The sequence below is a fragment of the Sinorhizobium fredii genome (assembly GCF_002944405.1).
GTDB classification, from domain to species: Bacteria; Pseudomonadota; Alphaproteobacteria; order Rhizobiales; family Rhizobiaceae; genus Sinorhizobium; species Sinorhizobium fredii_C.
In genome coordinates this window covers 669,778-693,909 of record NZ_CP024307.1, presented here as the reverse complement: position 1 = coordinate 693,909, position 24,132 = coordinate 669,778, and the positions used below count along the sequence as shown (strand labels likewise).

The following is a 24,132-nucleotide window of genomic DNA, read 5'->3' as shown; positions in this document are numbered from 1 at the left end:
CCTCTATTGGCTTGCGCGAACCTGTTCGGCGCGGCGGTCGCGAGCGGGCCTCACGGCCAGCCTCACGCAAGGAAGAAATCCTATTCCGTCGTAGGTAAATCACGATCGCGACAGGTATCGACAATGAACATCATCATCGGGCTCCTTGTGACTTTCGGCTGTATCCTCGGCGGCTACCTCGCCATGGGCGGTCACCTGGAAGTCCTCAACCAGCCTTTCGAGCTGATGATCATCGGCGGGGCCGGCATCGGCGGCTTCATCATGGCCAACTCGATGAAGGTGGTGAAGGATACCGGCAAGGCGCTCGGCGAGGCGTTCAGGCACAAGGTGCCGAAGGAGCGCCACTACCTCGACACGCTCGGCGTGCTCTACAGCCTGATGCGCGACCTGAGAACCAAGTCGCGCAACGAGATCGAGGCCCACATCGACAACCCGGAGGAATCGCCGATCTTCCAATCCGCGCCGACCGTCCTGCAGAACAAGGAGCTGACGGCGTTCATCTGCGACTATGTGCGGCTCATCATCATCGGCAATGCCCGCTCGCACGAGATCGAGGCGCTGATGGACGAGGAGATCCATACGATCACTCATGACAAGATGAAGTGCTATCACGCCTTGACGAGCATGGGCGATGCGCTGCCGGCGATCGGCATCGTCGCGGCGGTTCTCGGGGTGATCAAGGCGATGGGCGCCATAAGCGAGGCACCGGAAGTGCTGGGCGCGAAGATCGCCGCCGCACTCGTCGGAACGCTGCTCGGCGTCTTCCTCTCTTACTCGATCGTCGGTCCGCTCGTCGCCAACATCAAGGCCGTGCGCGAAAAGCAGAACCGGCTCTACGTCATCGTCAAGCAGACATTGCTTGCCTACATGAATGGCTCCGTTCCCCAGGTCGCCCTCGAATATGGCCGCAAGACGATCTCCGCCTATGAGCGACCGTCGATCGATGCGGTCGAGCAGGAGATGATGAACCCGGGCGGCGGCGGCGAAAGCAAGGCGGCTTGAACATCATGAATCCGAGCACCGCATCGAACGTCTACGCTTTCGACAAGAGACTGCTGGCGCGCATGACCGGCGCGCTCGGCGACGACAAGACCATCGGCCGCATCGCTCTCGATCTCGGCCACGTCTTCAGCGACCGGCTTCCCGATTTGCTCAAGCAGGAGACGCGACACGACATTGCCATCGGCTATGCCGGCTTCAAGATGGGGCTCAGGAACGAACTCATCGCCGAACTCGGAGAAGCGGTTCTGCTCAGCGACGTTTCGCTGCGCAACTGGTGCGCCGATTTCCAGATCGGCTGCGACAGCCCGGTTCTCATCACTCTCGTCGAAGCCCTGCTCGGCGCCGAGCCCACCGACATCGAGGAGCCGCTGCCGCGGGCACTCTCAAAGATCGAGATCGACGTGGCGGTGCCGGTGTTCGAGGCCATCGCCGAGGTCGTACGCATGGCGGTCAATGCGCCGGGCGGCTTCGAGCCGGTGGTCGACCGGCCACATAACGGTGCCGAACGGCTGCCGCCCGACCCGGCCATCGAGGACGTCTACGCCGCCTCGATCGACATGACCTGCGGGCTGGGGCCGGTGCTTTCCACCTTTTCGGTGATCGTTCCGCAAAGCGTGCTGCTCAAGACCCAGATCGTCCCGTCCCGGAGCGCCGGACAAAACGACAGTATGAAGACGGATTGGAGCGAGCAGCTCGAGGAGCAGATTCGCCGCTCGGCCGTGACGCTCGAGGCGCGCATCCAACTGGAAAACCTGACGCTCGATACGATCAGCCGGCTGCAGCCCGGAGACGTGATCCCCTTCCATGACGGCCAGGACGTGCGGGTCGAGGTCAACGCCAACGGTCGCGATCTCTATGTCTGTGAGTTCGGCCGGTCGGGGGCGCGATACACGGTCCGCATCAAGGACACGCACGGGTCCGAAGAGGACATCCTTCGCCACATCATGAGTTAACCGGCCTCGCATCGCAGAATGCCTGAGGCAAGCTTCAACTGGAATGATCCGCACATGGTACGCAAGAAAGCAGCATCCATCGAAGAACAGGCCGCCTTTGCGGGAGACGCCGAGCTCGACCAGGCAATCGACGACCTGCGCGGCGTTCTCAAGCAGGACGGTGCGGCAACGGATTTCGGCGGCGATTTCGCTGCCGCCGAACCTTTTTGCCAGGCCGGGGATTTCGGCGGCGATCTCGGTGCCGGCGGCTTCGGCGGCGATTTCGCTGACACGTCCCTCGGCGGCGGTCTCGATATGGGTGCCGGTTTTGCCGGCAGCGATTTCGGCGGCGACGATTTCGGTGCTGCGTCAGGCGCTGCGCCGGGCAGCGGCATGGCGTCCAATATGGACCTGATCATGGACATTCCGATCGATGTCCAGATCGTCCTCGGCACCAGTCGAATGCAGGTCTCCGGCCTAATGGGCCTGACCGAGGGCGCAACGATCGCGCTCGACCGCAGGATCGGCGAGCCGGTCGAGATCATGGTCAACGGCCGGGTGATCGGCCGTGGCGAGATTACCGTACTCGAGGGCGACGTGACCCGGTTCGGCGTCAAGCTCATCGAGATAAAGGGCAGCAAGAAATAGCCCGATGATCGGGCGAGGGATGAATCCATGATGGATTTCGAAAGTTTCGAAGGGCAGGCACTGGCAACACCGCTCAGTCAGACGGAAAAGGCCGCCGCCGTGCTGCTCGCCATGGGGAAATCCGTGGCCGGTAAACTATTGAAATTCTTCACGCAGAGCGAATTGCAGGCAATCATCGCCGCGGCCCAGTCGCTGCGCGCCATCCCTCCCCACGAGCTCGAGGCGCTGGTCAACGAGTTCGAGGATCTGTTCACCGAAGGCGCCGGCCTGATGGACAACGCCAAGGCGATGGAGAGCATTCTCGAAGAGGGCCTGACGCCGGACGAGGTCGACGGCCTGCTGGGGCGGCGCGCCACCTTCCAGTCCTACGAGGCAAGCATCTGGGACCGGCTGCAGGAATGCGATCCGGTCGCCGTTGCCGACTCGCTCGCCAAGGAACATCCGCAGACGATCGCCTATGTGCTTTCGATGATGCCTTCTAGCTTCGGCGCCAAGGTGCTGCTGCAGCTGTCGGACAAACAGCGCCCGGACATTCTCAACCGCGCCGTCAACATGAAGAATGTCAGCCCGAAGGCTGCCTCCATCATCGAGACGCGCGTCATCGAGATGATCGACGCGATGGAGGCCGAGCGCAATTCGCCCGGCCCGGCGAAGATCGCCGAGGTGATGAACGAACTCGAGAAGAAGCAGGTGGACACGCTGCTCGCCTCGCTGGAAACGATCAACACCGATTCCGCCAAGAAAGTTCGGCCGAAGATCTTCCTGTTCGACGACATTCTCTACATGCCGCAGAGAAGCCGAGTGCAGCTCTTCAACGACGTCTCGACCGACATCATCACCATGGCGCTCAGGGGCTCGGCGCCGGAACTGCGCGAATCGGTCCTCGCATCCGTCGGCGCACGCCAGCGGCGCATGATCGAATCGGACCTTGCGGTCGGCGATGCCGGCATTAACCCGCGTGACATCGCCATCGCCCGGCGCTCGATCACCCAGGAAGCGATTCGGCTTGCAGCCAGCGGGCAGCTCGAGCTCAAGGAAAAGGAATCGGAAGCCGCCTGATCGCGGATTCTTCCCAGGCGGGTCTCACCCCTTCCACTTGTCTGATTTCTGTTGAGCCGGCCGCCTTCTTGGCTTTCGGCTCTTGCGCATGAGGCACGCGCGGTCCACGACAAGGGTTGTGGAGCACGTCGGCCTCGGCCGATTGAGGGTGGCCGCGGCTCCTGGCCAGGATGGGAACTTCCTGTTTCATGTCGGAAGATCAGGACAAGGACAGTAAAACGGAAGCGCCGTCGGAGAAAAAACTCTCCGATGCGGCCGAGAAGGGCAATATCCCCTTTTCCCGCGAAGTGACCGCCTTCGCCTCGACCCTCGCGGTCTACATCTTCATCGTCTTCTTTCTTTCCGATGGTGCGGCGAGCACGGCCGAGGCTCTCAAGGACATATTCGAGCAGCCGGAAGCCTGGCGGCTCGAAACGGCAACGGATGCCGTCGGATTGATCTCGCACGTCATCCTGAAGTCGGCGGGCCTGGTCATTCCGATCTTCCTGCTGCTCATCATCTTCGGCGTCGGCTCGTCGATCTTCCAGAACCTGCCCCGGCCGGTGCTCGACCGGATCATGCCCAACATGAACCGCGTGTCGCCGATCGCCGGCTTCAAGCGCATTTTCGGCGTTCCAGGGCTGGTGGAGTTCGCCAAGTCGCTGTTCAAGATCATCGTCGTGTCGCTCATCGTCGTCCTGGTGCTGTGGAACGACTATTTCGCCACGCTCGATCTGATGTTCTCGGATCCGGTGACGATCTTCGCCACCATGACCTCCGACCTGAAGCAGATCGTCACCGTCGTGCTGCTTGCCACCGCGGTGCTGGCGATTGTCGATCTCTTTTGGACCCGGCATCACTGGTACAGCGAGCTGAGGATGACGAAGCAGGAGGTGAAGGAGGAACTTAAGCAGTCGCAGGGCGATCCGATCGTCAAGTCGCGACTGCGGTCGATGCAGCGGGATCGTGCCCGCAAGCGCATGATCGGCTCCGTGCCGCGTGCCACGCTGGTGATCGCCAACCCGACCCACTATGCGGTCGCGCTGCGCTACGTGCGCGAAGAAAACGATGCGCCCGTCGTCGTCGCCATGGGGCAGGATCTTGTCGCCCTGAAGATCCGCGAGATCGCCGAGAAAAACGGCATTCCGGTCTTCGAGGATCCGCCGCTCGCACGCTCCATGTTTGCACAAGTCTCGGTAGATAGTGTCATTCCACCGGTGTTTTACAAGGCAGTCGCCGAACTCATTCACCGGGTTTACGCAGTTCAGCCGCAACAAAAACGGGTGACATGATCTTGAAGAAGTGCGAATTCTCCGAAAAACGCGAAAGACTAGTGGCAGAGGCGATTCGTCCGGTAGCGACAGAACTGCGCCTGATCGACGCTGCGGACTTCATCGCGCTCCTGCGGTTCGAGTCCTATGCGAGCCTCGCCGATCTCGTGGAATCGGCGGCGGAACTCTACTTCCTGCCGGGGACGGTGAATTTCGGCCTTGGCGGCAACTACAATCTCGACTGGAACAGCTGCCCCGAAATCATTTTGGACCTCGAGTTGAAGCCCCGCGGCGTGACGGTCTATGCGCGCCTCGTGCTTGCCGGCGAAGCGGCCGGCATCGAGATCAGCCACATCAATTTCCAGCATCCCTCGACCGATCCGGACGAGAATACCGCCTTCCTCGCCAGGAGCCTGGAAGAGGCGAAATTCGTCAAATCCTATCCTCTGCCGCTAGCGAGTTAGTCGGGCAGCCGTCTCCTCAGAATCGCCCCTCACGCTAGCCCCATCTCCCCGCAGGCGGGGAGAGGGGACGCGCCGGCATATTTGCTGCTGTTCCCGCAAGACCGGACGGCGCAGCGAGTCCCCCTTCGCCCCGCTTGCGGGGAGAAGGGGGCGGCAGGCCGGATGAGGGGGCAATTTACTGAAATGCCTCGCGAATTTTAGCTGATATAGCCGAGCCGTATGGCCTTGGCGATCGCCTGGATGCGATTGACCGAATCGAGCTTCGTCGTGGCGGCGCCGAGATAGGCGTTCACGGTGTGAACGGACAAGCCCATCTTCTCGGCGATTTCCTCGCTGATATAGCCGTCGCCGGCCATCTGTAGGCAAGCGATCTCGCGGTCGCTGAGGCTCTCGCCCTTGAACAGGCGTCGTTCGTCGGCCGCCAGCATGTCGGTCATCACCTGTGCGCAGCGGCCGTGCAAGTCGAGGATCTGTTCCGCCGGCGCGTCGATATAGCTGCCGGCGAAGACCACATAGCCGTTGCCCTGGGCGCCGAGCCGTATCGGGAAGGCGATGCCCGAATAGGAGAGCTGCCGCCCCTTCAGCCGCTGCGAGAAAAGCGCCGTGTCGGAAACGTCGGCTGCCTGATGCTCTCCCTGGCCGTCCCACAGCAGCGCCAGCGGCGATCGATCGAGGTGCTGGAGCAGTTCCTCGCCGTAGACCTTGAGAAGTTCATGCGCATTCGCTTCGGAAGCGGCACCCCAATTGTGCAGGACGCAGGTGAGCTTGCGCGTCGCCGGCATCCCTCTTCCATTGACGCGCAGGACGGCGAAATTCTTCGCATTGATCTGCCGCTGCATCGCCTGCAGCCGCGTGACCAGAGTCGCCGCACGTGCCGCGCGCGCGCTGCGGCCGAGCCGGGCATCGTCCGAGCGGTTCTCCGAATCCAGGTGCATCATCGTCGCGCTCCTATACCAGATTGTGCCGGACGGCGTGGGCGATGGCTTCCGACCTGGTGCGCGTCGCGGTCTTGCGCATGACGCTGGTGATGTAGTTGTTGATCGTGTTGCGGGAGATGCCGAGGATGACGGCGATCTCCTCGCTCGTCTTGCCTTCGGCAATCCAGTACAGGCATTCGAGCTCGCGCTCGGTCAGCTCGAAGTCCCGGTCCTGCCGTACTCCGCCATCGGCCTTGAAACTTGCGAGATAGCTTGCGAGCACGGCGATATCGCGCAGCCCTTCCTGGGAGAGGATGACGTCCTCGGGGAACAGCAGCATCAACGAGTAACGGGAGCGGCCGACATTGAACGAGACGGAGCAGTAGGAACGATTGACCCCGCGCGGCAGATCGATGTCGTCCGGCAGGACCTGGAAGCAGGGCTGCAGCGCCGCCAGGCATTTTTCCAACTCGGTCGTCCTGGCGTTTAGGCCGATGACGATGCCCGATAGACGCCGAACGACGTCGAAGGGCCAATCGGAACACAGGACGAAATCAAGTCCGCCGTCCTGCGACAGACCGTGGCGAGCGAGCAGGTAGTGGGTCGCTCCGACATATTCCGTCAGGATCGCCAGCCCGTTGGCGAGGCTGCTGCGCGCGGCAGCTTCCCCGAGCCTGCGGATCAATTGTTCACGCGATATGCCGCGACTGCTCATGCGCGGCGCGGCGGTCTGCAAAGACCAGGCCGCGCTAGTCTGTGTAATTTCCATGACTTTCAGCCCCCGTGCCGAATTCGACGCCCCTTGCGAGCTACGCCGACAGCCACCGGAGCCGGCATTCCCACACGCAAACCGGAACGCGAATCAATATCTAAACTGTACATCGCCGCCCCTAAAAAAACACTGTGATTGAGACACAACTTGCTTACGCACCCCTAAGTAGAGCAGCTAGTCACCTACCGGTTTACCTCTGGTGGAGAGCGCAGGCGCACCCACCGGATTGCTTTAGTATCCACTTGATTTTTATTGGTATCTCACGGAACGCCAGCACCCATCTCAGCTCTCTTGCCTAACGCCAGAGACACGCCAAAGAGGTGGATACGGTCACTTCCCAGTGGTTTGTGGCGCCTTCAACGCCTCACGCGCATCGAATATAGAGGAACGGACTTTACTTTCGAACAGCGGCTGTTGCTAAAATGCACCAAGTCCGAACCGCCAGAGATGGCCACAGCACCTGTATAGATTCAAAGAAGAACCAACCTCTATTTCAATTCTTGATAGTTATATCTGAGCTAAGCTGAGTCATGGGAAAACAAGCGGCAGTCTACAGGTACAGATAGAGGGGCGGTGTCGACCCGTCCGAATCTAATATGGTTAAAATTTTCTTTAAATTTTTCGATCCGCACCTCACCTAGACTCGCACCGCCGACACGCATTCTTGCGACAGGTTAGGCGCTCCAGCCGATGCCAGGGAATTGACTCGAACACTATTTCCGCCGCCTCGTCACATCGCGGCAATGCGACCCGACGTCACTCCTGCCTCAGGGAAACGCGAAATCCCGCCGGTACGGCGGGATTGTCCGCGGCCTCCTCGAAGGATTTTAGGCGGCGCGGTCGAGGGACCATTTGCGGAGGATTTTTGCGGCCCGCTCCTCGCTGATCTCCACCATGCGCGCGAGCCGGCGCTCCGGGCCCTCCTTGACGCGGCGATTGAAGCCGTTGCTGTCGTCGCCGAGATTGAGCAGGTCGTCCGTGCTGTCGAAGCCGAAGTCCGAACCGAAGCCCTCCATGAGGGCGCCGCTTGCGGCACCGGCGCCAGCCGGAGAGAAATCCGGCAATTCGAGACCGGCGCCCTCGCCTTCGAGCTGACCGGATTGACCGCCAAAGCCCATCTGGCGGGCGAGTGGCCGCATGCCCAGCCAGACGACCAGGAAGGCGACGACGATGAAGGCCAGCGAGTTGATGATGCCGCCGAGATTGCGCGTCAGCATTTCCATGACGCCCGGCCCGGCCACCGGTTGGTCGAGCAATTGCGTCTCGACAAAATCCATCGCGTTCAGCGTGACGACGTCTCCGCGGTTCGGATCGACACCGGCAGCGGACGCGACAATCTTCTGCATGTCCTGGAGATAGGCATCGATCTTCGCCTGATCGGCCCCCTCGCCGACCATCGCTGCCAGGCGGCCGCGGTTGACCACGACGGCGATCGACAGCCGCTCGATCGCATAGCTGTTTTTGACGGTCGCGATCGTCTTGCTGTTGATCTCGTAGTTGGTCTGCTCTTCCTTCTTCTCCGCCTCGTCGCTCGACTGCTGGCCGGCGCCGCCGCGCGGCGCCGCCTGGGGCACGTTCTGCTGGACGGTCGCGGCGTTGTCCGGCTGCTGCTGGCTGGATTTCTGCTCTTCCTTGATGACCCGCGTCGAGCGCTCGACCCGCGATTCGGGGTCGAACACGGTCTCCTGGATCTGCTGGGCATCGGTGTTGAGCGAAGCGGTGACGCTGGTGCGGAAATTGTCCATGCCAAGGAAGGGCGCAAGCGCGTTGTCGATCTTCTTCTCGAGATCGGACTGGACGTTCTGCACGACGCCGAGCGACTGGTTGAGGGCGCTGTTTGCCGGGTCGTCGCCCGAGGCAAGGAGCTGGCCGGTCGAATCGAGAATGGTGACGTCGTCGACATCGAGACCCGGGACGGACGAAGCGACAAGATGGCGGATCGACGAGGCGGCGCTCCGGCCGACGGTCGCACTCGCACGAATCATCACCGATGCGGTCGGCGTCTGCTCGGCCTTGCGGAAGCTGCCCCGCTCCGGCATGACGATATGGACGCGGGCCGCCGCGATGCCGGAAATCTGCTGGATGGTGCGGGCAATCTCGCCCTCCAATGCACGAACGCGGGTCACCTCCTGCATGAAGGAGGTGAGTCCGAGCGAGCCCACATTGTCGAAGAGTTCGTAGCCGGCATTGGCGCTGCTCGGCAGGCCGCGCTCGGCCAGAAGCAGCCGAGCCTTGCCGGTCATGCCGACCGGCACCTGAATGCTGCCGCCATCCGCGCCGACCTCGAAGTCGAGATTCGCCTCGGCAAGCGCAATGCTGATCTGGGTGACATCGCTGCGCTCGAGGCCGACATAGAGCGTTTCATAGGCTGGCTTGTTGACGTAGATCGCAGCGCCGAGGACGAAGCCGATCGCGACGATGCCGGCCACCGCGAGCGCGATTAGCTTGCTCTGCCCGAGATTGCTCAGGTTTTTCGTGAACGTCGAGAATTGATCGAACAGATTCATTCTGTTTCCGCACCCAGTATCGCATGGCACCCTTGCCGGCACTCGACGGCATCATGCGAGGATCAAACATTCTGGTAAGCAGGTATCGATATGCGCGAATCTACCAGCCCCGGAAGCGAAGCTAGGCGGCGAAACTTGCGCGAACTTGACGGAGCAGAAGGATGATGGTCGAGGGGCGACTCAGGCGCCCATATCATCTAACGTCAAAACGCCTCGAAATCGCCCGCGGCCTTGGTGAGCGGCTGCGAGTGGCCGTGGCGTAAAAGGCCGCTGCCGAGCGCCTTTTTCATGTCGGCTAGCTTGACCAGGTTGACGGCCGTCGAGATGTCCACGAGGCACGTGTCGGGAATCGATGCGGTGATCGTGTCGATGAATTCGGCGAGGCCCCGGGTCTTCTGGACCGCAAGGTCGATACCCTGAAGGACCATCATCCTGTCGGCCGGATCGGCCGCGGATCCATCGTGACCGCCTGCGAGCTGCGGCTCGATCCGCTCGATGAGATAGGCGACGTCGTGCAGTTCGGTGACGATGCGCATCAACACGTCCGGCAGCGATTCTTCCGCGTGAGGCATATAGCTCTGGTGGTCGGTGTGCATCGTTTTTCTCACGTTGAAGGAAATCTTGGCGTCCGAGCCGCCAGCTCGCCCGACGGCGCGATTAGAAGAACTCGATCGAGCTTTCCACCGGCTTCGGCGCAGGCGCGGGCCGCTGGTCCTGATGGATGGCGCGCTGGGCTTCGACACCGGTCAGCGCGTATTGGCGGGCACGACCGGTGACCGGCCAATATTCCAGCTTGCGGCCATGCTCTCCGCCGGTGCTCTCGCCGACGACGCGGATGCCCTCGTCGAGCAGGAACTGCCGTGCAAAGGCGGCGTTCTGCTCGCCGACATTCGAGAAGCGCGCAATCGTCCTGGCTCCGCCGAAGATCTTCGCCTCGAGCCGATCGCGGCGCGCGCCCTGTTTCAGGAGGCCGTTGATCAGCAATTCCATGAGATGCACGCCGTAGCGCGTCGCGTCACCGGCCGAGGCCGGCGACGTCGAAGAGCCGGGCAGCAGGAAATGGTTCATGCCGCCGACGCCCGCCACCGGGTCGCGCATGCAGGCGGCCACGCAGGAGCCGAGAATCGTCGAGAGAACGACATCCGGATCGTTGACGACCTTGAACTCGCCCTGAATGACATGCACACGCCTGCCGGCAGCTTCCAACATTATTTCAGTGCCCCGAAGACCGCCTCGATCGCTGCCTTCATCTTTTCGATGGTGAACGGCTTGGCGAGAACGTTGTTGGCGCCGAGCGCGGCGGCCTTCTGGACGAGCGCCCTGTCGCCCTGAGCGGTCAGGATGATGAAGGCCGCCTTCTTGGTGTTCGGGTTCGAGCGAACCGCCTGCAGCAAGCCGAGACCGTCCATCTTCGGCATGTTGAAGTCCGAGATGACCAGGTGGTGCGGGTTTTGCGCCATGATCTTCATGCCCTGCTCGCCGTCGCCGGCGGCAGTAATCTGCTTGAAGCCCAGTTGCTGCAGGGCGTCGCCCAGGAGCAGTCGGCTCGTGACCTGATCGTCGACGATCAGAACCTTAATCTTTTCGGCGATGGACATTATTCGCTTCCTTCCTTCCGGGCTGCTGCCGTCTTCAATATCTCCTCCCCGATCGATCCGAGGGGGAGCTGCGTTTCGACAGCGCCCAATTCGTAAGCCACTCTGGGCATTCCATAGACGACACAAGTCTTTTCGTTTTGTCCGAAGGTGCGCGCCCCAGCATGCCGCATCTTGAGGAGGCCGGCCGCGCCGTCGCGCCCCATGCCGGTCAGGATCACACCGATCGAATTGCGCCCCGCCAATTCGGCAACCGAATCGAACAGCACGTCGACCGACGGGCGATGCCCGTTGACGGGTTCCCGGTCAACCAGCCGGCAGCAGGGCGCGGAGGCATTGGCGACCTGAAGGTGCCGGTCGCCGCCGGGCGCCAGATAGACCTTGCCGACCTCGAGACGGGCGCCGTCGGTCGCCTCCTGGACGGTCGGCGCGCAGAGCCGGTTCAGCCGTTCGGAAAAGCTCTTGGTGAAGGTGTGCGGCATGTGCTGCGTGATCACCGTCGGCGGGCAATTTGCCGGGAACTTTTGCAGGACGGCAATCAGGGCCTCCACGCCGCCGGTCGAGGCGCCGATCGCGATGATCTTGCGGCCCGCCTTGTAGTCGGACGCGCTGCTTACGGCCGGCGTCGATGCTGCCCGGTTGCTGGTGATCATCGATTTGCGCTGCGAGCGCGCCGCCGCCTTGACCTTGTCGACCAGACCGCCGAACGGATTCGGATCGCCGGGATGCGGCTTGCCAACGCAATCAAAGGCGCCGATTTCGAGCGCGGCGATCGTCGCCTCGGCACCCTTGTGGGTCAGCGTCGAGACCATGATGACCGGCATGGGCCTCAGCCGCATGATCTTGTCGAGGAACTCGAGGCCGTTCATGTTCGGCATCTCGATGTCGAGGGTGACGACATCGGGATCCAGCTGCTTGATTGCCTGGCGAGCCTCGAGCGCGTCGGCCGCCTGACCGACGACCTTCACCTCCGGATCGGCATTGAGCACGGCCGAGATCAGCCCGCGCATGGTGGGCGAGTCATCGACGACGAGAACACGGGCGGGAGCGTTCATGCCCGACCTCCATGGAATTTGCCGGTGTGGCGATAGGTGGTGACGCCGATATTGTCGAAGATCGTCTTGGCATCCCCCGAGACGCGCTCCGAGTGACCGATATAGAGATGGCCGCCCGTGTCGAGCACGCCCGCAAATCGCGACCAGATCTTCATCTGCGTCGGCTCGTCGAAGTAGATCACCACGTTGCGGCAGAAGATCACGTCGAAGGGCCCCTTGAGCGGCCATTGCGCCATCAGATTGAGCTCGTTGAAGGTGATCAGCCGCTTGACGCGGTCATCGATCTGCCACTTGCCGCGGCCGTTGACCTCGACCTCCCTGAACCATTGCTTGCGCATGGCGGGGCTTACCGTTTCGAGCGCCGTCGCGTCATAGGCGCCGGCGCGGGCGAGCGCCAGGATCTTCGGATCGATGTCGGTCGCGAGGATTCGGAAGTCATATTCGGCGGCATTCGGCAGCAGCGACAGCACCGTCAGCGCGATCGAATAGGGCTCCTGGCCGTCCGAGCAGGCGGCCGACCAGATGCGGACCCGGCCGCCGTTCTTCGCCCGGGCGATGAGGCCCGGCAGCACGTCGGTCTTCAGATGCTCGAAATGATGGTTCTCGCGAAAGAAGCGGGTGAAGTTGGTGGTCAGATGCGAGAGCATGTCGCGGCGCGCCGCAGCACCGGCCGGCGAGGCGACGAGCTGGCAATAGTCGCGGAAGCCCTTGAGGCCTAGGTTGCGGATGTGTTTCGACAGCCGCGAATAGACCAGCGACGCCTTGGATTCGTTCAGGTAGATGCCGGCATCCGCATAGATCATCGCGGCAATTTCGCTGAGGTCGCGGCGGGTCAGCGGATATTCGCCGGCCGCAAGGCATTCGTCCGGCGACAGCTTCTGTTCGAAAGTGGCCTTGGCCCTCATGCCGCTTCCCTTTCTTCTTGCGGGCAGACCTGGTCGAGTTCGACCAGGCAGATCATCCGCCCCTCGATTGCCAGGACGCCACGCGCGAAGCTCCTTTCGAAGTCCGACGCGATATCCGGGGTCGGCTGGATGTCGCCATCCGAGACGGTCAGGATGTCGGAGACGGCATCGACCAGAAGCCCCACCACCTGGCTCTTCACCTGGGCGACGATGATCACATGACGGACCGTCGGCTCGGCCGGCTTCATGCCGAGGCGGGCGGAAAAGTCGATGATCGGCAGCACCGCGCCGCGCAGGTTGATGACGCCGAGCATGTAGCTCGGCGCGTGCGGCATCGCGGTCGCAGGCGTCCAGCCGCGAATTTCGCGGACCGACATTACGTTGACGCAGAATTCCTGGCCGCCGGCGCGGAAAGCGATCAGCTCCCGTCCGCTAGTCGTCAGATTTTTTGCGACATAGGTCATAGTATTATCCGGCTGCAGCAAGAGACATTTCAGGTTTCAGGGAGTGTCCGCGCGAGGCGGCGACGATCGCGTCGACATCGAGGATAAGCGCCACGCGCCCATCGCCGAGAATGGTGGCCGCCGCAATGCCCGGCACATGGGTGTAGTTCGCCTCGAGGCTCTTGATGACCACCTGCCGCTGGCCCTGGATCGCATCGACCATCAGGGCGCGCTGGCCGCCGCCTTCGGACTCGACGAGCAGCGCCACCCCTTCGACCGGATTGGCCTGGATAGCGCGGAAGTTCAGGATGCGTCCGACGTCGACCAGCGGGCAGAAGGAGTTGCGGATCGAGATCAGCCGCTGGGAGGCACCGAAGCTGTGGATCGCCGAGGCCTCCGGCTGAAGTGTTTCGACGATTGCCGTCAGCGGCACGACGAGCGTCTGGTTGGCGACCGTCACCACCATGCCGTCGAGGACGGCGAGCGTCAGCGGCAGGCTCATCGTGAAGACAGAACCCTGCCCCGGCTTCGACGAGATGTTGATGCGGCCGCCGAGTGCCTGGATCGACCGCTTGACGACATCCATGCCGACGCCGCGGCCGGAAATGTCGGAGATCTTGTCTGCGGTCGAAAAGCCCGCGTGGAAGATCAGGTTGTCGATTTCCTCGTCGGATAGATTGGCATCGGCGGCGATCAGGTCGTTGTCGATGGCCTTCTGCCGGACCTTCTCGCGGTTGATGCCGGCGCCGTCATCGGCAAGCTCGATAACGATGCGGCCGGACCGGTGCTTCGCCGTCAGCCGGACCGTGCCTTCCGGGTTCTTGCCGGCGGCGACACGCTTTTCCGGCGTTTCGAGACCGTGGTCGACCGCATTGCGGATCATGTGCGTCAGCGGCTCGGCCAGCTTGTCGATGACCGTCTTGTCGACCTCGGTGTTCTCGCCTTCGGTGACGAGACGTACCGACTTGCCGGTCATGTCGGCGATTTCGCGGACGATTCGCGACATGCGCTGGAACACCGGCTTTACCGGCTGCGCGCGGATCGCCATGACGCTGTCCTGGATCTCGCGGGTGAGCTGCTGCAGCTCCTCGAGCCCCATATTGATCGACGACGTACCGTTGGTGTCGTTCTCGATGACGCTCTGCGACAGCATCGCCTGGTTGATGACGAGCTCGCCGACCAGGTTGATCAGGCGGTCGACGCGGTCGAGATCGACGCGGATCGTCGGGGTGGCAGCCGACGCGGCCTGCTGTGCTGCCGCCTGTGCCGCGGAGACCGGCGTTGCGCTCTTCGCGCTTTCGGCCGAAGCGCGTGCGGTCTGGGCCATCTGCAGGACCTTGCTCGCGGTCGCCGCGGCAGACAGGGCCTCGTCGCGAGCCTCGCGCTGGGCAACGGCTTGCTCCTCGTCCTCGGAAGCCCCTGCCGTGGCCGGCGCCTCTTCATCGAGCAGCGACAGGTCGAACGGAACGGGCTGCATCGGCAATTCCTCGCCCGCATTGGCAGGGTCGCCGGCGAGCGTCACTTCGAGTTCGCAATCCCACTCGGCAAATTCGAAAACCGAACGGATCGCGTCTTCGCCCTTGTCGGTCTTCAGCGAGATCTTCCAGGCGAAATAGGCGGCCTCCGGATTCATGCTGCCGAGCGCCGGCAGTTCGTCCATGTCGCAAAGGATGCTCATCTCGCCGAGGCGCGAGAGATCGCGCAAAAGCAGCGTCGCGTCATTGCCCTTGGCATAGAGCTCGGACTTCGGCCTGAAGAGGATTTCGAAGGTCGAGGGCTCGACCGCCGGAGGCTCGTTCGCCTCGAACTCGTCGAAGGAGAAGGCGACGGGCTGGAAGCCTTCCTCGTTGACCACCGGAGCGGGTGCGGGCGCCGGGGCCGGTGCGGCAACAGGCGCCGGCTTTGCCACCGGCTCGGCAGCGGCCGCCTGCGGCAATTCACCATTGGCGAGCGCCTCGAGCTCCTTGATCAGCTGACGGCTGCGCGCCTCGTCGACGCTGCCGCCGTCCCGGGCGGCATTGGTGAGATCGGCAAGCACGTCCGCCGATTTCAGCATGACCTTCAGGACGTCCTGGTTGGGCTCAAGCCTGTTGGATCGAACGCAATCGAGCGTCGTCTCGAAGACGTGCGCAAACGAGACGAGGTCATCGAGACCGAACGCACCGGCGCCACCCTTGATTGAGTGGACAGCGCGGAAGACGGCGTTGACCGTCTCGGGATCGCGGTCGCCGTCATTGAGCTTCAGGAGACCCGACTCCAGTTCCGCGAGCTGCTCCTCGCATTCCTGGAAGAAGATCTCTTTGATTTCGTTCATATCCATTGGAGGCTACCCTCGGATCTCAGGCCGTTACGCGCTCGATGGCATCGATCAGCTTGGTCGGGTCGAACGGCTTGACAATCCAGCCGGTGGCGCCCGCCTGCCGCGCGCGGTTCTTCTTCTCGGCGTCGCTTTCGGTGGTGAGCACCAGGATGGGAACGGCACGGTAGCGGTCGTTCCTGCGCACGCCTTCGATGAAGCCGAAGCCGTCGAGGCGGGGCATGTTGATGTCCGTGACGATCACGTCGGGATTGGCCGTCTCCAGCACTTCGAGCCCTTCGACGCCATCTTCGGCCTGGATCGTTTCGAAGCCGGCATTGTTGAGGGTAACAAGAAGCATGTTCCGGATCGTCCGGGAGTCGTCCACAGTCAGAACTCTCTTCTTCATTTCTCAAATCTCCTTTGCCATCAGGGGCGCGATGTCCACGCCGATGAGCTGTGTCGTTTTAACGAAAGCGTCCGACACCTTAGCAAAGGTGAAGGACATCCGGTCTTCTTCCCAACTTCTGGCTCCGGCCATCAGCACCTGTGCGCAGAGCGTTCCGATCCGCTCGACGGCGGACGCGTCGATGACGACCGGAGCGCCCTTGAGCGATAGCAGCCTTTCATGCAGCGCGGTCGCCTCGTTCAGGTCCAGCACCGGAGCGAGCTTCAGCGATTTCTTTGCGGTATTCTTGCTGGCCATTCTGTCCCTCGACTGACCTGTTCCCTGACCTTAGCGCCGCCATCCGGCGACCTGGCGCCCCGAGGCGGCGTCATCGCTGAACGGCATCGCTCGTTCGTCCTCGTCGACTTGCGGCAAAAGCGCGGACGGCTGGACAAAGGTCGGAGCCCTTAATCCCGCCTGGCGCTCGAAACGGAAGCGGCGGATCGTCTTACCGAGCTCCACAATGGTGCCGTGGAGATCCTCGGTCGAAGCCGCCGCCTCACCAGCGACCGTCGCGCTTCGACCGATCGCCGTCGAAATACCGCCGATCTCGGTCGCCGCGGCGGCCAGATCGCTGACCTGCGCTTCCGCCTCGCGGGCGATGCCGGAGACGGCGGCATTGATCGAGATGACCTGTTCGACGATGCTGCTGATCGCATTCTGCGTCTGACCGACGATCTCGACGCCGGCTTCGACCTGCGTCTTCGTGCCGTTGACGAGCTGCTTGATCTCGCGCGCCGCCTCGCCGGAGCGTTGCGCCAGCGCCCGGACTTCCTGCGCGACGACCGCGAAGCCGCGGCCACTCTCGCCGGCGCGTGCCGCTTCGATGCCGGCATTGAGGGCGAGCAGATTCGTCTGGAAGGCAATCTCGTCGATCACGCCGATGATCTGGCCAATCTTCTCCGCGGACGCCTCGATATCCGCCATGGCGGAGATCGCCTGACCGGCAATCTCGCCGCTGCGCTCCGCAGCACGGCGCGTTTCGCTCGCCTTGGCCTCGGCCTCGCTGATCCTGAACGAGCCGGAGCGCATGCGTTCGGTCATCGCCCCAAGCGCTGCGACCTGGCCGGTCAGGGCCTCGGCCTCGCTGCCTGCGGTGCCGGAAAACGCGTTGGTGCGGCTGCGAAGGCTTTCCACCATCCCTTCGGCCGCCGCTGCACGCTTGTCTCCGGACTGCAGAGCCTGCTGGATCTGGTCCAAGGCGGCATTCAGCCCGGCGGCGATCGGCCGGTAGACATCAGGTGTCTCCGTCGGCAGCCGGGCGCCGAGGTCGCCGTCGGCGAGAGCCTGCAGGAAATCCGAAAACAGCGCCGCTACTTCGGACTCGTCGCCCTTGCGCTGCTCGGAAAGCTGGCGCTGATGCTGCTGGCGGAGCGCGTTGAAGCGCAGCGACACGGCGATCTCGCTATCGACGAAGGCAGCACGCACGAGAGCGGCGACGAGACGGCAAAGTTCGTTCCTGCGTGCCTTGCCGAAAGGAAGCTTGGGCCAGGCATCCTCGATTGCGCCGACGATGAGATGTTCCAGCACCACCGAATGGCTCGCGAGTTGCCAGCGCGGGTCGAGCCCCATGCGCGCTTCCGTGTCGGCGAGCACCTTGACGCGCTCGGCGTAGAGCCCGTCGAAACGGGCATCGGTCAGCACGTTCCAGTGGGAGGAGTGAAGATCGTGCAGTCGGTCGAGCTGGCGATCGTTGTCGAAATGGCGAGCGGCGTCCGGTTTGGTCTGCAACCGGTGAAAAAGGTCGCGCAGCGCAAGCTCGATGCGCGGCGACAGGGCCTGGCGACGGTCCCGCAGAAGCGCGCAGGCTCCCTCGTCGAGCCCGGCAAAGCGCAGGCGCTCGAGCAGACTGCCCGCCTGGCCCTTCCTTGCCTGATCTGACGCTTCCTGCTGCACGCTGTTCCCCGGCCTGATGCGTAGTCGAAACTTGCCTGAGGGAAGATGTGGCCCGTTGAGGGGCTATGGCCGGTCACGCCCAGTCGGTAAGATCGGCGCGCCTGAGCGTTCTCTATCGTCCATCCCGCAAGTAACGTCTGTGAGATTGCATACCGGACCGGAACCGGTACGGCGGTGCGGCATCATGCCTTGAGAGAAGCTGAGACTTCCTATTCCGACGTGTTGGACCATGTTTATGGTTAATTCCTTGCTTGAAGGTTAACGGTTTCCGGCCCGTAGTCGGAATCGCTAAAATGCAACCAACACGCTAATCGCCGCTGCTCCGCACTGTTTTACTGTGCTGGAGACAACAGGTTTTTAATCACAAGAGTTTAGAATTGCGGCTCTACTTGTCGTCCAGTATCGAAGCGAAGGTCAAATAGGCGCGAACCGCGCAAGCTGCACCGTCACAGGTACAGGCGACATCATGAAGATGCGTCCACGGGAATGAGCAATGATTGTTCTTGGAATTAGTGCCGCCACCATCGCAATCCTCGCAATGACCGCGATCTCGATCGTCATCAATCTCGAACATAGACGGGCGGCAAACCGCAACATTTTCTGACGCGCGGTCTTTCTACCAAGCCCAAGAATATCCGCCGGATTCTACTTCATCTATCGAGCGAAGATGCGCTTGCAGCCACATGCTCAGCGGTCAAGCGCTGCCATTTCCGTGCGTAACCGGCATAGCCTTCCGGAACCGCTTCCGAGAAGACTTCGGCACCCGTCCTGATCCGGGCGCCTGCGACGAGGCAGGCTGCACCAAGGCTCGTTCCGGTGCTGCTCAGGCTGTTGGCGAGCGCCGGCCGGCCGGTCGCAGCGGCCAGCATCCGCAGATAGGCGCCATTCGCGGCGAAAGGCCCTTCCACGACGATTTCTCCCCTGGCGCCGATGAGATCGAGGCAGGTCGCCGTCATCAGGGCGAGATGGAAGGAGACGGCGGCAAGTCGTTCGGGCGGGGCAAGGTCTGCCTCGTTCACCGTCCAACGCGGCCGTGCCGAGGGAAAAGGGCCGGAGCCGCCCAGAACCGACGGCAGCAGCATGTAGCCTCCCGCAAGCACGCGCGCTTCGGCTTCGGTCGAGGCCGGCGGCGGATTGTCGCCGACGAGCATCGAGAAGGCGCGGCCGCCCATGAAGCGGGCAGACGGCACCGGGTCGCCAAGCGCGTTGACATTGATCAGCGTGTCGCGGGTTTCATCGAGCTCCGCCTGCTCGCCGCCGATCGCCAGCATCACCACCCAGGTTCCGGTCGAGACGACGGAAAACGGTGCCCGGCGTGTCAAGAGGTGCGGCAGCAGCGAGGCGTTCGAATCGTGAATGCCGCAATAGACCGGCAAGCCGGATGGCAGCCCCGCGGCCGCGGCCAGAGGAGGCAGCAATCCGCCGATCACGTCGCCCGCCTTGCGCACAGGCGCGAACAGCCGCGCCCAACCCTGTGCCTCGACCAATGTCGAAAACGCCGCGGTTAGAGGGTTCCAGAGATCGGTATGACAGCCGAGCGAGGTCAGCTCGTTGGTGGCAACGCCAGTCAGGCGGTAGGACCAGTATTGCGCATAGGTGAGGATGGTCGCAACCTTGGCGAACTGCTCGGGAAACGCACGCTGCTGCCAGAAAAGCTGAGCACCGACATTGAGCCCCATCGGCAGGCGGGCCGACCCGGTTTCTGAAAAGGCTGGACGCGCCCGGCCATATTCCTCGGCGAGCGCGTCCGGGCCGGCAAATTCGTAGTCGAGGACCGGCAGGGCGAGTTCGCCCGCTTGATCCAGCAGGACCGCTGTCGCCCCATGTGTTGTGACTGAGATCGCATCCACCGGATGTACACGGTGCAGCTCTGCAAGGCCCCCAAGAATGAACCGCCAGAGATGCTCGACGTCGAAGTGGGGATAGAGCCCCGCCTCCACGACGATGTTGGGCGTCTTGCGGACGGCGATCTCCTCGAAGCGCGCGAGGTCGACCAACGCGACCTTGGCGTTGGTCTTGCCGATATCGATGACGGCGACGGTCTTCATGTCAGCTGAGATGGAAGACGGTCTTGAGCGGCACGGCGACCGGCTCGTTGTCGGCACGGGTTTCCATGATGTCGGCCATATGGGCCCACCATTTCTGCATCACCTGGTGCGACGGCAGATCGGCCATCTGGTGATTGTCCGTCCGCCAGAGAACGCCGAAGAGCAGGTTCGTCTCCTCGTCAAGATGGATCGAGTAGTCCGATATCCCGGCGTCTTTCAGCAGAGCCACCAGCTCGGGCCAGATCGCGTCGTGGCGCGCCTTGTATTCCTCGGCCATGCCTGGATTGAGCCGCATGCGGAACGCGTATTTTTCCATGGGAGAAACCTCAATGCGCGAGACGGCGGCGGGCGCGCCGCCACAGGATCGGCAGGGCGATCACCGAAATCAGCAGCAGGCCGATGAAGATCGACATGACGATGCCCGGTACGTTCAACAGGCCGAAACCGAAGGTGACCATGCCCATGATCAGCGCCGCCAGCACGACGCCGGGTATGGTTCCCGAGCCGCCGAGAATGTTGACGCCGCCGAGCACGACCATGGTGACGACCTCAAGCTCCCAGCCGAGCGCGATCGAGGGGCGCGTCGAGCCGAGGCGAGAGGTGAGGCAGACCGAGGCGAGGCCAGCCATCAGGCCTGTCAGCAGGAACAGCGTGAACTTCACCCGCGCCACCCGCACGCCGGAAAAGAGCGCCGCTGTCTGGTTGTTGCCGATGGCATAGACGGCGCGGCCGAAATTCGTCTTGTGGAGCAGCACGCCATAGGCGACGGCGAGCAGCACGAAGAGCGTGAACTCGAAGGAGAAGACCCACCAGACATAGCCCTGGCCGAACCAGGCGAAGCTTTCCGGATAGCCGGTGAAGGCCTGGTCGCCGAGAATGATGAAGGACAGGCCTCGAAACAGGCTCATCGTGCCGATCGTCACGACGATCGACGGCAGACCGAGGCCGGTGATCAGCAATCCGTTGATGGCGCCGCAGGCAAGCCCGACGGAAAGACCGATCGCGACAAGCGCCGGGGTATCGACGCCGAGTTGCACCGCATAGCCCATGGCCGTCGAGGCGAGCGCGATGATCGAGGCGACCGAGAGGTCGATCTCGCCCGAGATGATCACCAGCGCCATGGCAAAGGCGATCATCGCCTTTTCGGTAAAGTTGAAGGTGGCGTCGGAGAGATTCCACGGGTCCAAGAAATAGGGCGAGGCAAAGGAATTGCCGAGGAAGATGAGGGTAGCGACCACGATGAGCAGCGCCTCCCAGCTCTTCATCAGGCGGGCGCCGCCTGCCTCGAGGCGATCCGGGATATTGCGGGGAGAGAGTTGAGCGTCAGCCATCAGACCGCCTCCGCTTTCTTGAGAATGACCCGGCCCTTGCGCCGCTCGGCGCGGGCGTTGACGGCAACGGCAATGATGATGACCGTTCCGGAGATCGCCATCTGCGCGAAGGGCGAGATATTGATGACGGGAAGCGCGTTCTTGATGACGCCGAGGAAGAGCGACCCGAGCACGGCGCCGGCCACGGAGCCGATGCCGCCGGCGATCGAAATGCCACCGATGACGCAGGCCGCGATGATGTCGAGCTCGAAGCCGGCGGCGATGTCGACATAGGCGACCGCATAGCGCGACACCCAGAGATAGCCCGAAAGGCCGGCGAGCGCGCCCGACAGGCAATAAGCGAAGAAGCGGGTGCGGCCGACATCGATGCCCGTATAGACGGCGGCGTGCGGATTGCCGCCGACCGCATAGAAGGCCCGGCCGAGCGGCGTCCGGCTCATCACCAGGAACATGACCGCGATCATCAGCAGCGACAGCCAGGACAGTACAGGCACGCCGGCGAGATCGAGCCGCGGCAGCGCCTTGAAGGCGTCGCTCATCTCGTGGGCATTGATCCACTTGCCGTCGGTCAAGAGGAAGATCAGGCCGCGATAGATCGTCAGCGTTCCGAGCGTGACGACGATCGGCGGGATGTCGAGCTTCCAGACGAGCGTGCCATTGATCATGCCGAGCAGACCGCCGAGCGCCATGGCGGCAAGAATGATGAGCGGGATCGGCAGGCCGGGAAAGGCGGCGTTCAGCATGGCGGCAACCATGCCGCAAAGCGCCAGATTGGCCGCCATCGACAGATCGATGCATCGGGTGAGGATGACGGCCATCTGGCCGAGCGCCAGGATGATCAGGATCGACGTGTCGTTGTAGACCCGAGCGAGGTTGGAGGGTCCGACGAATGCCGGAAAGCGCAAGGCGATCAAGGCGAGCAGCACGGCAATCGCGCCGACGAGCAGGATCTCGCGGTTCTTGAGGAGCTTGGCGATCATCCGGCCCTCCCGTTGCGTTGCGCTTCAATGCCCGCTGCCGCGCGCACCAGCTTTTCGGCCGTCAGTTCGGAGCGTTCGAAGCGGCCGGCAAACCGGCCCTCGCGCATGACGATGACGCGATCGGACATGCCCATGATCTCGGGGATTTCCGAAGACACCATGATGACGCTCAAGCCTTGCGCCGCGAGCTCGCTCATGAAGGCGTGGACGGCGGCCTTCGAGCCGATGTCGATGCCCTTCGTCGGCTCGTCGAGAATGATGACCTTGGGCTTCGTCGCCAGCCACTTGGCGATCACCACCTTCTGCTGATTGCCGCCGGAGAGCGTGCCGACGTCCTGATCGAGCGAAGCGGCGCGGAGATCGAGGCGGGATGTATACTCGCGCGCCAGCGCGAACTCGTTGGCGAGCTTCAGGAAGCCCGAGCGCGAGGTGTGGGAAAGCGACGGCAGGGTTACGTTCTGGAAGATCGGCATGCCGATGATCGCGCCCTGGCGGCCGCGTTCCTCCGGCACATAGACGATGCCGGCGCGGATCGCCTCGGCCGGACTGCGGATGACCAGCACCTCGCCATTGAGCCTGACGGCACCCGCCGATGGCCGGGTGATGCCGATCAGCGACTGCATGAACTCCGAGCGGCCAGCGCCGACCAGGCCGTAGAAGCCGAGGATTTCGCCGCGCCGCAGCTCGAAATTGATGTCCTCGAATTCGGTCGGGTGGCGGTAGCCGGAGACGGTCAGCACCGGATCGCCGATCCTGACGTCCTTCTTGGGATAGACGGAATCGACCGCACGGCCGACCATCATGCGGACGAGATCGTCCTGGTGAACGTCGGCAATCAGCCCCTCGCCGACCATCGTGCCGTCGCGGAAGACCGTGTAGCGGTCGGCGATCCGGAAGATCTCGTCGAACTTGTGGCTGATGAAGAGGATCGCCTTGCCTTCGGCCTTGAGCCGCTCGATGAGCGCGTAGAGCTCATGGATTTCCTTGTGCGACAGCGCCGCCGTCGGCTCATCCATGATCACGACCTGCGCATCGACGGACAGCGCGCGGGCGATCGCCACAAGGTGCTTCTTGGCGATGCCGAGATCGCGCAGCCGGATCGTCGGATCGAAATCGGCGCCGGCCCTCTGCAGCAGGGCCTTGGCATCGGCATTGAGCTTCTGCCAGTCGATGAAGCCGAAGCGGTTGCGCGGGGCGTGGCCGAGGAAGATGTTTTCCGCAACGGAGAGCTCGTCGAAGAGAACCGTCTCCTGATGGATCGCCGTGACCCCGGCCCTGGCCGCGGCAAGGGCGGTGGGGAATGTGGTTTCCGTATCGGCGACCCGGATCACGCCGGCATCGGGTTGATAGATGCCGGTCAGGATCTTGACGAGCGTCGATTTGCCGGCGCCGTTCTCGCCGATCAGCGCCGTCACCGAACCCGGATAAAGCGCGAGGGAGACGTCGGAGAGCGCACGCACGCCCGGGAAGGACTTCGATATGCCCTCGAGCGTGATGGCGGGCTTCATCCGCGATGTGGTTGGTTCCTGCAACAAGAGAGAGTCCACCAAGTCAGTCGGCCAGCCCATCGGGGCGCCTTCGATT

24 protein-coding genes are annotated in these 24,132 nt (G+C 62.9%); 6 read left to right on the top strand and 18 right to left on the bottom strand.

Features of this window, described 5'->3' with window-relative positions; genetic code table 11:
* Window positions 1–123: 123 nt before the first annotated feature.
* The 6 genes from motA to NXT3_RS03245 all read left to right on the top strand — a co-directional run bounded on the left by motA (window position 124) and on the right by NXT3_RS03245 (window position 5,355).
* Window positions 124–1,002 carry a flagellar motor stator protein MotA gene (gene motA / locus NXT3_RS03270; RefSeq protein ID WP_037378598.1) on the top strand — a complete coding sequence of 293 codons (879 nt, stop codon included), beginning with the start codon at window positions 124–126 and terminating at the stop codon, window positions 1,000–1,002.
* A gap of 5 nt (window positions 1,003–1,007) precedes the next feature.
* Window positions 1,008–1,955, top strand: coding sequence for a FliM/FliN family flagellar motor switch protein (locus tag NXT3_RS03265; RefSeq protein ID WP_097527298.1), 948 nt, complete (start codon window positions 1,008–1,010; stop codon window positions 1,953–1,955).
* A gap of 54 nt (window positions 1,956–2,009) precedes the next feature.
* Entirely contained in the window at window positions 2,010–2,582 is a 573-nt protein-coding gene (gene fliN / locus NXT3_RS03260; RefSeq protein ID WP_199773320.1) for a flagellar motor switch protein FliN, read from the top strand.
* Window positions 2,583–2,609: 27 nt separating this feature from the next.
* A complete protein-coding gene (gene fliG, locus NXT3_RS03255) occupies window positions 2,610–3,641 on the top strand; it encodes a flagellar motor switch protein FliG (RefSeq protein ID WP_097527280.1) in 1,032 nt (343 codons plus the stop codon).
* A 188-nt stretch (window positions 3,642–3,829) separates the two neighbouring features.
* Window positions 3,830–4,912 carry a flagellar biosynthesis protein FlhB gene (flhB, locus tag NXT3_RS03250; RefSeq protein ID WP_037423880.1) on the top strand — a complete coding sequence of 361 codons (1,083 nt, stop codon included), beginning with the start codon at window positions 3,830–3,832 and terminating at the stop codon, window positions 4,910–4,912.
* A complete protein-coding gene (locus NXT3_RS03245; protein ID WP_037423877.1) occupies window positions 4,909–5,355 on the top strand; it encodes a BspJ family T4SS effector nucleomodulin in 447 nt (148 codons plus the stop codon). The genes flhB and NXT3_RS03245 overlap by 4 nt, the downstream gene beginning before the upstream one ends.
* Before the next feature lie 197 nt (window positions 5,356–5,552).
* Here the strand turns inward: NXT3_RS03245 and visR are convergent, their stop codons facing one another.
* The 18 genes from visR to NXT3_RS03155 all read right to left on the bottom strand — a co-directional run bounded on the left by visR (window position 5,553) and on the right by NXT3_RS03155 (window position 24,056).
* Window positions 5,553–6,293 (bottom strand): transcriptional regulator VisR, encoded by a 741-nt coding sequence (visR, locus tag NXT3_RS03240; RefSeq protein ID WP_037423875.1) that lies wholly within the window; start codon window positions 6,291–6,293, stop codon window positions 5,553–5,555.
* Window positions 6,294–6,303: 10 nt separating this feature from the next.
* Window positions 6,304–6,987 (bottom strand): transcriptional regulator VisN, encoded by a 684-nt coding sequence (gene visN / locus NXT3_RS03235; protein ID WP_423827891.1) that lies wholly within the window; start codon window positions 6,985–6,987, stop codon window positions 6,304–6,306.
* A gap of 884 nt (window positions 6,988–7,871) precedes the next feature.
* Window positions 7,872–9,551, bottom strand: a complete 1,680-nt coding sequence (fliF, locus tag NXT3_RS03230) for a flagellar basal-body MS-ring/collar protein FliF (RefSeq protein ID WP_097540062.1) — start codon at window positions 9,549–9,551, stop codon at window positions 7,872–7,874.
* A gap of 203 nt (window positions 9,552–9,754) precedes the next feature.
* A complete protein-coding gene (gene cheT, locus NXT3_RS03225) occupies window positions 9,755–10,147 on the bottom strand; it encodes a chemotaxis protein CheT (RefSeq protein ID WP_037423870.1) in 393 nt (130 codons plus the stop codon).
* A gap of 61 nt (window positions 10,148–10,208) precedes the next feature.
* On the bottom strand, window positions 10,209–10,763 hold the full coding sequence (gene cheD, locus NXT3_RS03220) for a chemoreceptor glutamine deamidase CheD (protein ID WP_037423868.1): 555 nt from the start codon (window positions 10,761–10,763) through the stop codon (window positions 10,209–10,211).
* The gene (locus NXT3_RS03215) at window positions 10,760–11,149 is read right to left on the bottom strand and encodes a response regulator (RefSeq protein ID WP_012706841.1); all 390 of its coding nucleotides are present in this window, start codon (window positions 11,147–11,149) and stop codon (window positions 10,760–10,762) included. Before NXT3_RS03215 ends, cheD begins: the two co-directional genes overlap by 4 nt.
* On the bottom strand, window positions 11,149–12,201 hold the full coding sequence (cheB, locus tag NXT3_RS03210; protein ID WP_037423866.1) for a protein-glutamate O-methylesterase CheB: 1,053 nt from the start codon (window positions 12,199–12,201) through the stop codon (window positions 11,149–11,151). The genes NXT3_RS03215 and cheB overlap by 1 nt, the downstream gene beginning before the upstream one ends.
* Complete coding sequence (locus NXT3_RS03205) at window positions 12,198–13,106, bottom strand: protein-glutamate O-methyltransferase (RefSeq protein WP_097527283.1); 909 nt, start codon at window positions 13,104–13,106, stop codon at window positions 12,198–12,200. The genes cheB and NXT3_RS03205 overlap by 4 nt, the downstream gene beginning before the upstream one ends.
* The gene (locus NXT3_RS03200) at window positions 13,103–13,570 is read right to left on the bottom strand and encodes a chemotaxis protein CheW (RefSeq protein ID WP_037423861.1); all 468 of its coding nucleotides are present in this window, start codon (window positions 13,568–13,570) and stop codon (window positions 13,103–13,105) included. Before NXT3_RS03200 ends, NXT3_RS03205 begins: the two co-directional genes overlap by 4 nt.
* A 4-nt stretch (window positions 13,571–13,574) precedes the next feature.
* Complete coding sequence (locus NXT3_RS03195) at window positions 13,575–15,869, bottom strand: chemotaxis protein CheA (protein ID WP_104838786.1); 2,295 nt, start codon at window positions 15,867–15,869, stop codon at window positions 13,575–13,577.
* Between the two features lie 19 nt (window positions 15,870–15,888).
* Window positions 15,889–16,254 (bottom strand): response regulator, encoded by a 366-nt coding sequence (locus NXT3_RS03190; protein ID WP_012706836.1) that lies wholly within the window; start codon window positions 16,252–16,254, stop codon window positions 15,889–15,891.
* Between the two features lie 3 nt (window positions 16,255–16,257).
* A complete protein-coding gene (locus NXT3_RS03185) occupies window positions 16,258–16,551 on the bottom strand; it encodes an STAS domain-containing protein (protein WP_037423855.1) in 294 nt (97 codons plus the stop codon).
* A 30-nt stretch (window positions 16,552–16,581) separates the two neighbouring features.
* Complete coding sequence (locus tag NXT3_RS03180; RefSeq protein ID WP_097527285.1) at window positions 16,582–18,189, bottom strand: globin-coupled sensor protein; 1,608 nt, start codon at window positions 18,187–18,189, stop codon at window positions 16,582–16,584.
* A gap of 650 nt (window positions 18,190–18,839) precedes the next feature.
* Entirely contained in the window at window positions 18,840–20,237 is a 1,398-nt protein-coding gene (locus NXT3_RS03175; RefSeq protein ID WP_097527286.1) for an FGGY-family carbohydrate kinase, read from the bottom strand.
* Window position 20,238: 1 nt separating this feature from the next.
* The gene (gene rhaM, locus NXT3_RS03170; RefSeq protein WP_037423845.1) at window positions 20,239–20,553 is read right to left on the bottom strand and encodes an L-rhamnose mutarotase; all 315 of its coding nucleotides are present in this window, start codon (window positions 20,551–20,553) and stop codon (window positions 20,239–20,241) included.
* A 10-nt stretch (window positions 20,554–20,563) separates the two neighbouring features.
* Complete coding sequence (locus tag NXT3_RS03165) at window positions 20,564–21,568, bottom strand: ABC transporter permease (RefSeq protein WP_037423842.1); 1,005 nt, start codon at window positions 21,566–21,568, stop codon at window positions 20,564–20,566.
* Window positions 21,568–22,548, bottom strand: a complete 981-nt coding sequence (locus NXT3_RS03160; protein ID WP_097527288.1) for an ABC transporter permease — start codon at window positions 22,546–22,548, stop codon at window positions 21,568–21,570. The genes NXT3_RS03165 and NXT3_RS03160 overlap by 1 nt, the downstream gene beginning before the upstream one ends.
* Window positions 22,545–24,056: a sugar ABC transporter ATP-binding protein gene (locus NXT3_RS03155; protein WP_104838785.1), complete on the bottom strand. Its 1,512-nt coding sequence runs from the start codon at window positions 24,054–24,056 to the stop codon at window positions 22,545–22,547. Before NXT3_RS03155 ends, NXT3_RS03160 begins: the two co-directional genes overlap by 4 nt.
* Window positions 24,057–24,132: the final 76 nt, after the last annotated feature.

Excerpts from the sequence above, each read along its gene's own strand:
- NXT3_RS03200 (WP_037423861.1), bottom strand. The coding sequence starts at position 13,570 with ATGACCTATGTCGCAAAAAATCTGACGACTAGCGGACGGGAGCTGATC.
- visR (WP_037423875.1), bottom strand. The coding sequence starts at position 6,293 with ATGATGCACCTGGATTCGGAGAACCGCTCGGACGATGCCCGGCTCGGC.
- NXT3_RS03155 (WP_104838785.1), bottom strand. The coding sequence starts at position 24,056 with ATGAAGCCCGCCATCACGCTCGAGGGCATATCGAAGTCCTTCCCGGGC.
- NXT3_RS03195 (WP_104838786.1), bottom strand. The coding sequence starts at position 15,869 with ATGGATATGAACGAAATCAAAGAGATCTTCTTCCAGGAATGCGAGGAG.
- flhB (WP_037423880.1), top strand. The coding sequence starts at position 3,830 with ATGTCGGAAGATCAGGACAAGGACAGTAAAACGGAAGCGCCGTCGGAG.
- motA (WP_037378598.1), top strand. The coding sequence starts at position 124 with ATGAACATCATCATCGGGCTCCTTGTGACTTTCGGCTGTATCCTCGGC.
- NXT3_RS03160 (WP_097527288.1), bottom strand. The coding sequence starts at position 22,548 with ATGATCGCCAAGCTCCTCAAGAACCGCGAGATCCTGCTCGTCGGCGCG.
- rhaM (WP_037423845.1), bottom strand. The coding sequence starts at position 20,553 with ATGGAAAAATACGCGTTCCGCATGCGGCTCAATCCAGGCATGGCCGAG.
- NXT3_RS03185 (WP_037423855.1), bottom strand. The coding sequence starts at position 16,551 with ATGGCCAGCAAGAATACCGCAAAGAAATCGCTGAAGCTCGCTCCGGTG.
- fliG (WP_097527280.1), top strand. The coding sequence starts at position 2,610 with ATGATGGATTTCGAAAGTTTCGAAGGGCAGGCACTGGCAACACCGCTC.
- visN (WP_423827891.1), bottom strand. The coding sequence starts at position 6,987 with ATGAGCAGTCGCGGCATATCGCGTGAACAATTGATCCGCAGGCTCGGG.
- NXT3_RS03175 (WP_097527286.1), bottom strand. The coding sequence starts at position 20,237 with ATGAAGACCGTCGCCGTCATCGATATCGGCAAGACCAACGCCAAGGTC.
- NXT3_RS03245 (WP_037423877.1), top strand. The coding sequence starts at position 4,909 with ATGATCTTGAAGAAGTGCGAATTCTCCGAAAAACGCGAAAGACTAGTG.
- NXT3_RS03265 (WP_097527298.1), top strand. The coding sequence starts at position 1,008 with ATGAATCCGAGCACCGCATCGAACGTCTACGCTTTCGACAAGAGACTG.
- NXT3_RS03165 (WP_037423842.1), bottom strand. The coding sequence starts at position 21,568 with ATGGCTGACGCTCAACTCTCTCCCCGCAATATCCCGGATCGCCTCGAG.
- NXT3_RS03190 (WP_012706836.1), bottom strand. The coding sequence starts at position 16,254 with ATGAAGAAGAGAGTTCTGACTGTGGACGACTCCCGGACGATCCGGAAC.
- cheB (WP_037423866.1), bottom strand. The coding sequence starts at position 12,201 with ATGAACGCTCCCGCCCGTGTTCTCGTCGTCGATGACTCGCCCACCATG.
- cheT (WP_037423870.1), bottom strand. The coding sequence starts at position 10,147 with ATGCACACCGACCACCAGAGCTATATGCCTCACGCGGAAGAATCGCTG.
- fliF (WP_097540062.1), bottom strand. The coding sequence starts at position 9,551 with ATGAATCTGTTCGATCAATTCTCGACGTTCACGAAAAACCTGAGCAAT.
- NXT3_RS03215 (WP_012706841.1), bottom strand. The coding sequence starts at position 11,149 with ATGTCCATCGCCGAAAAGATTAAGGTTCTGATCGTCGACGATCAGGTC.
- fliN (WP_199773320.1), top strand. The coding sequence starts at position 2,010 with ATGGTACGCAAGAAAGCAGCATCCATCGAAGAACAGGCCGCCTTTGCG.
- NXT3_RS03205 (WP_097527283.1), bottom strand. The coding sequence starts at position 13,106 with ATGAGGGCCAAGGCCACTTTCGAACAGAAGCTGTCGCCGGACGAATGC.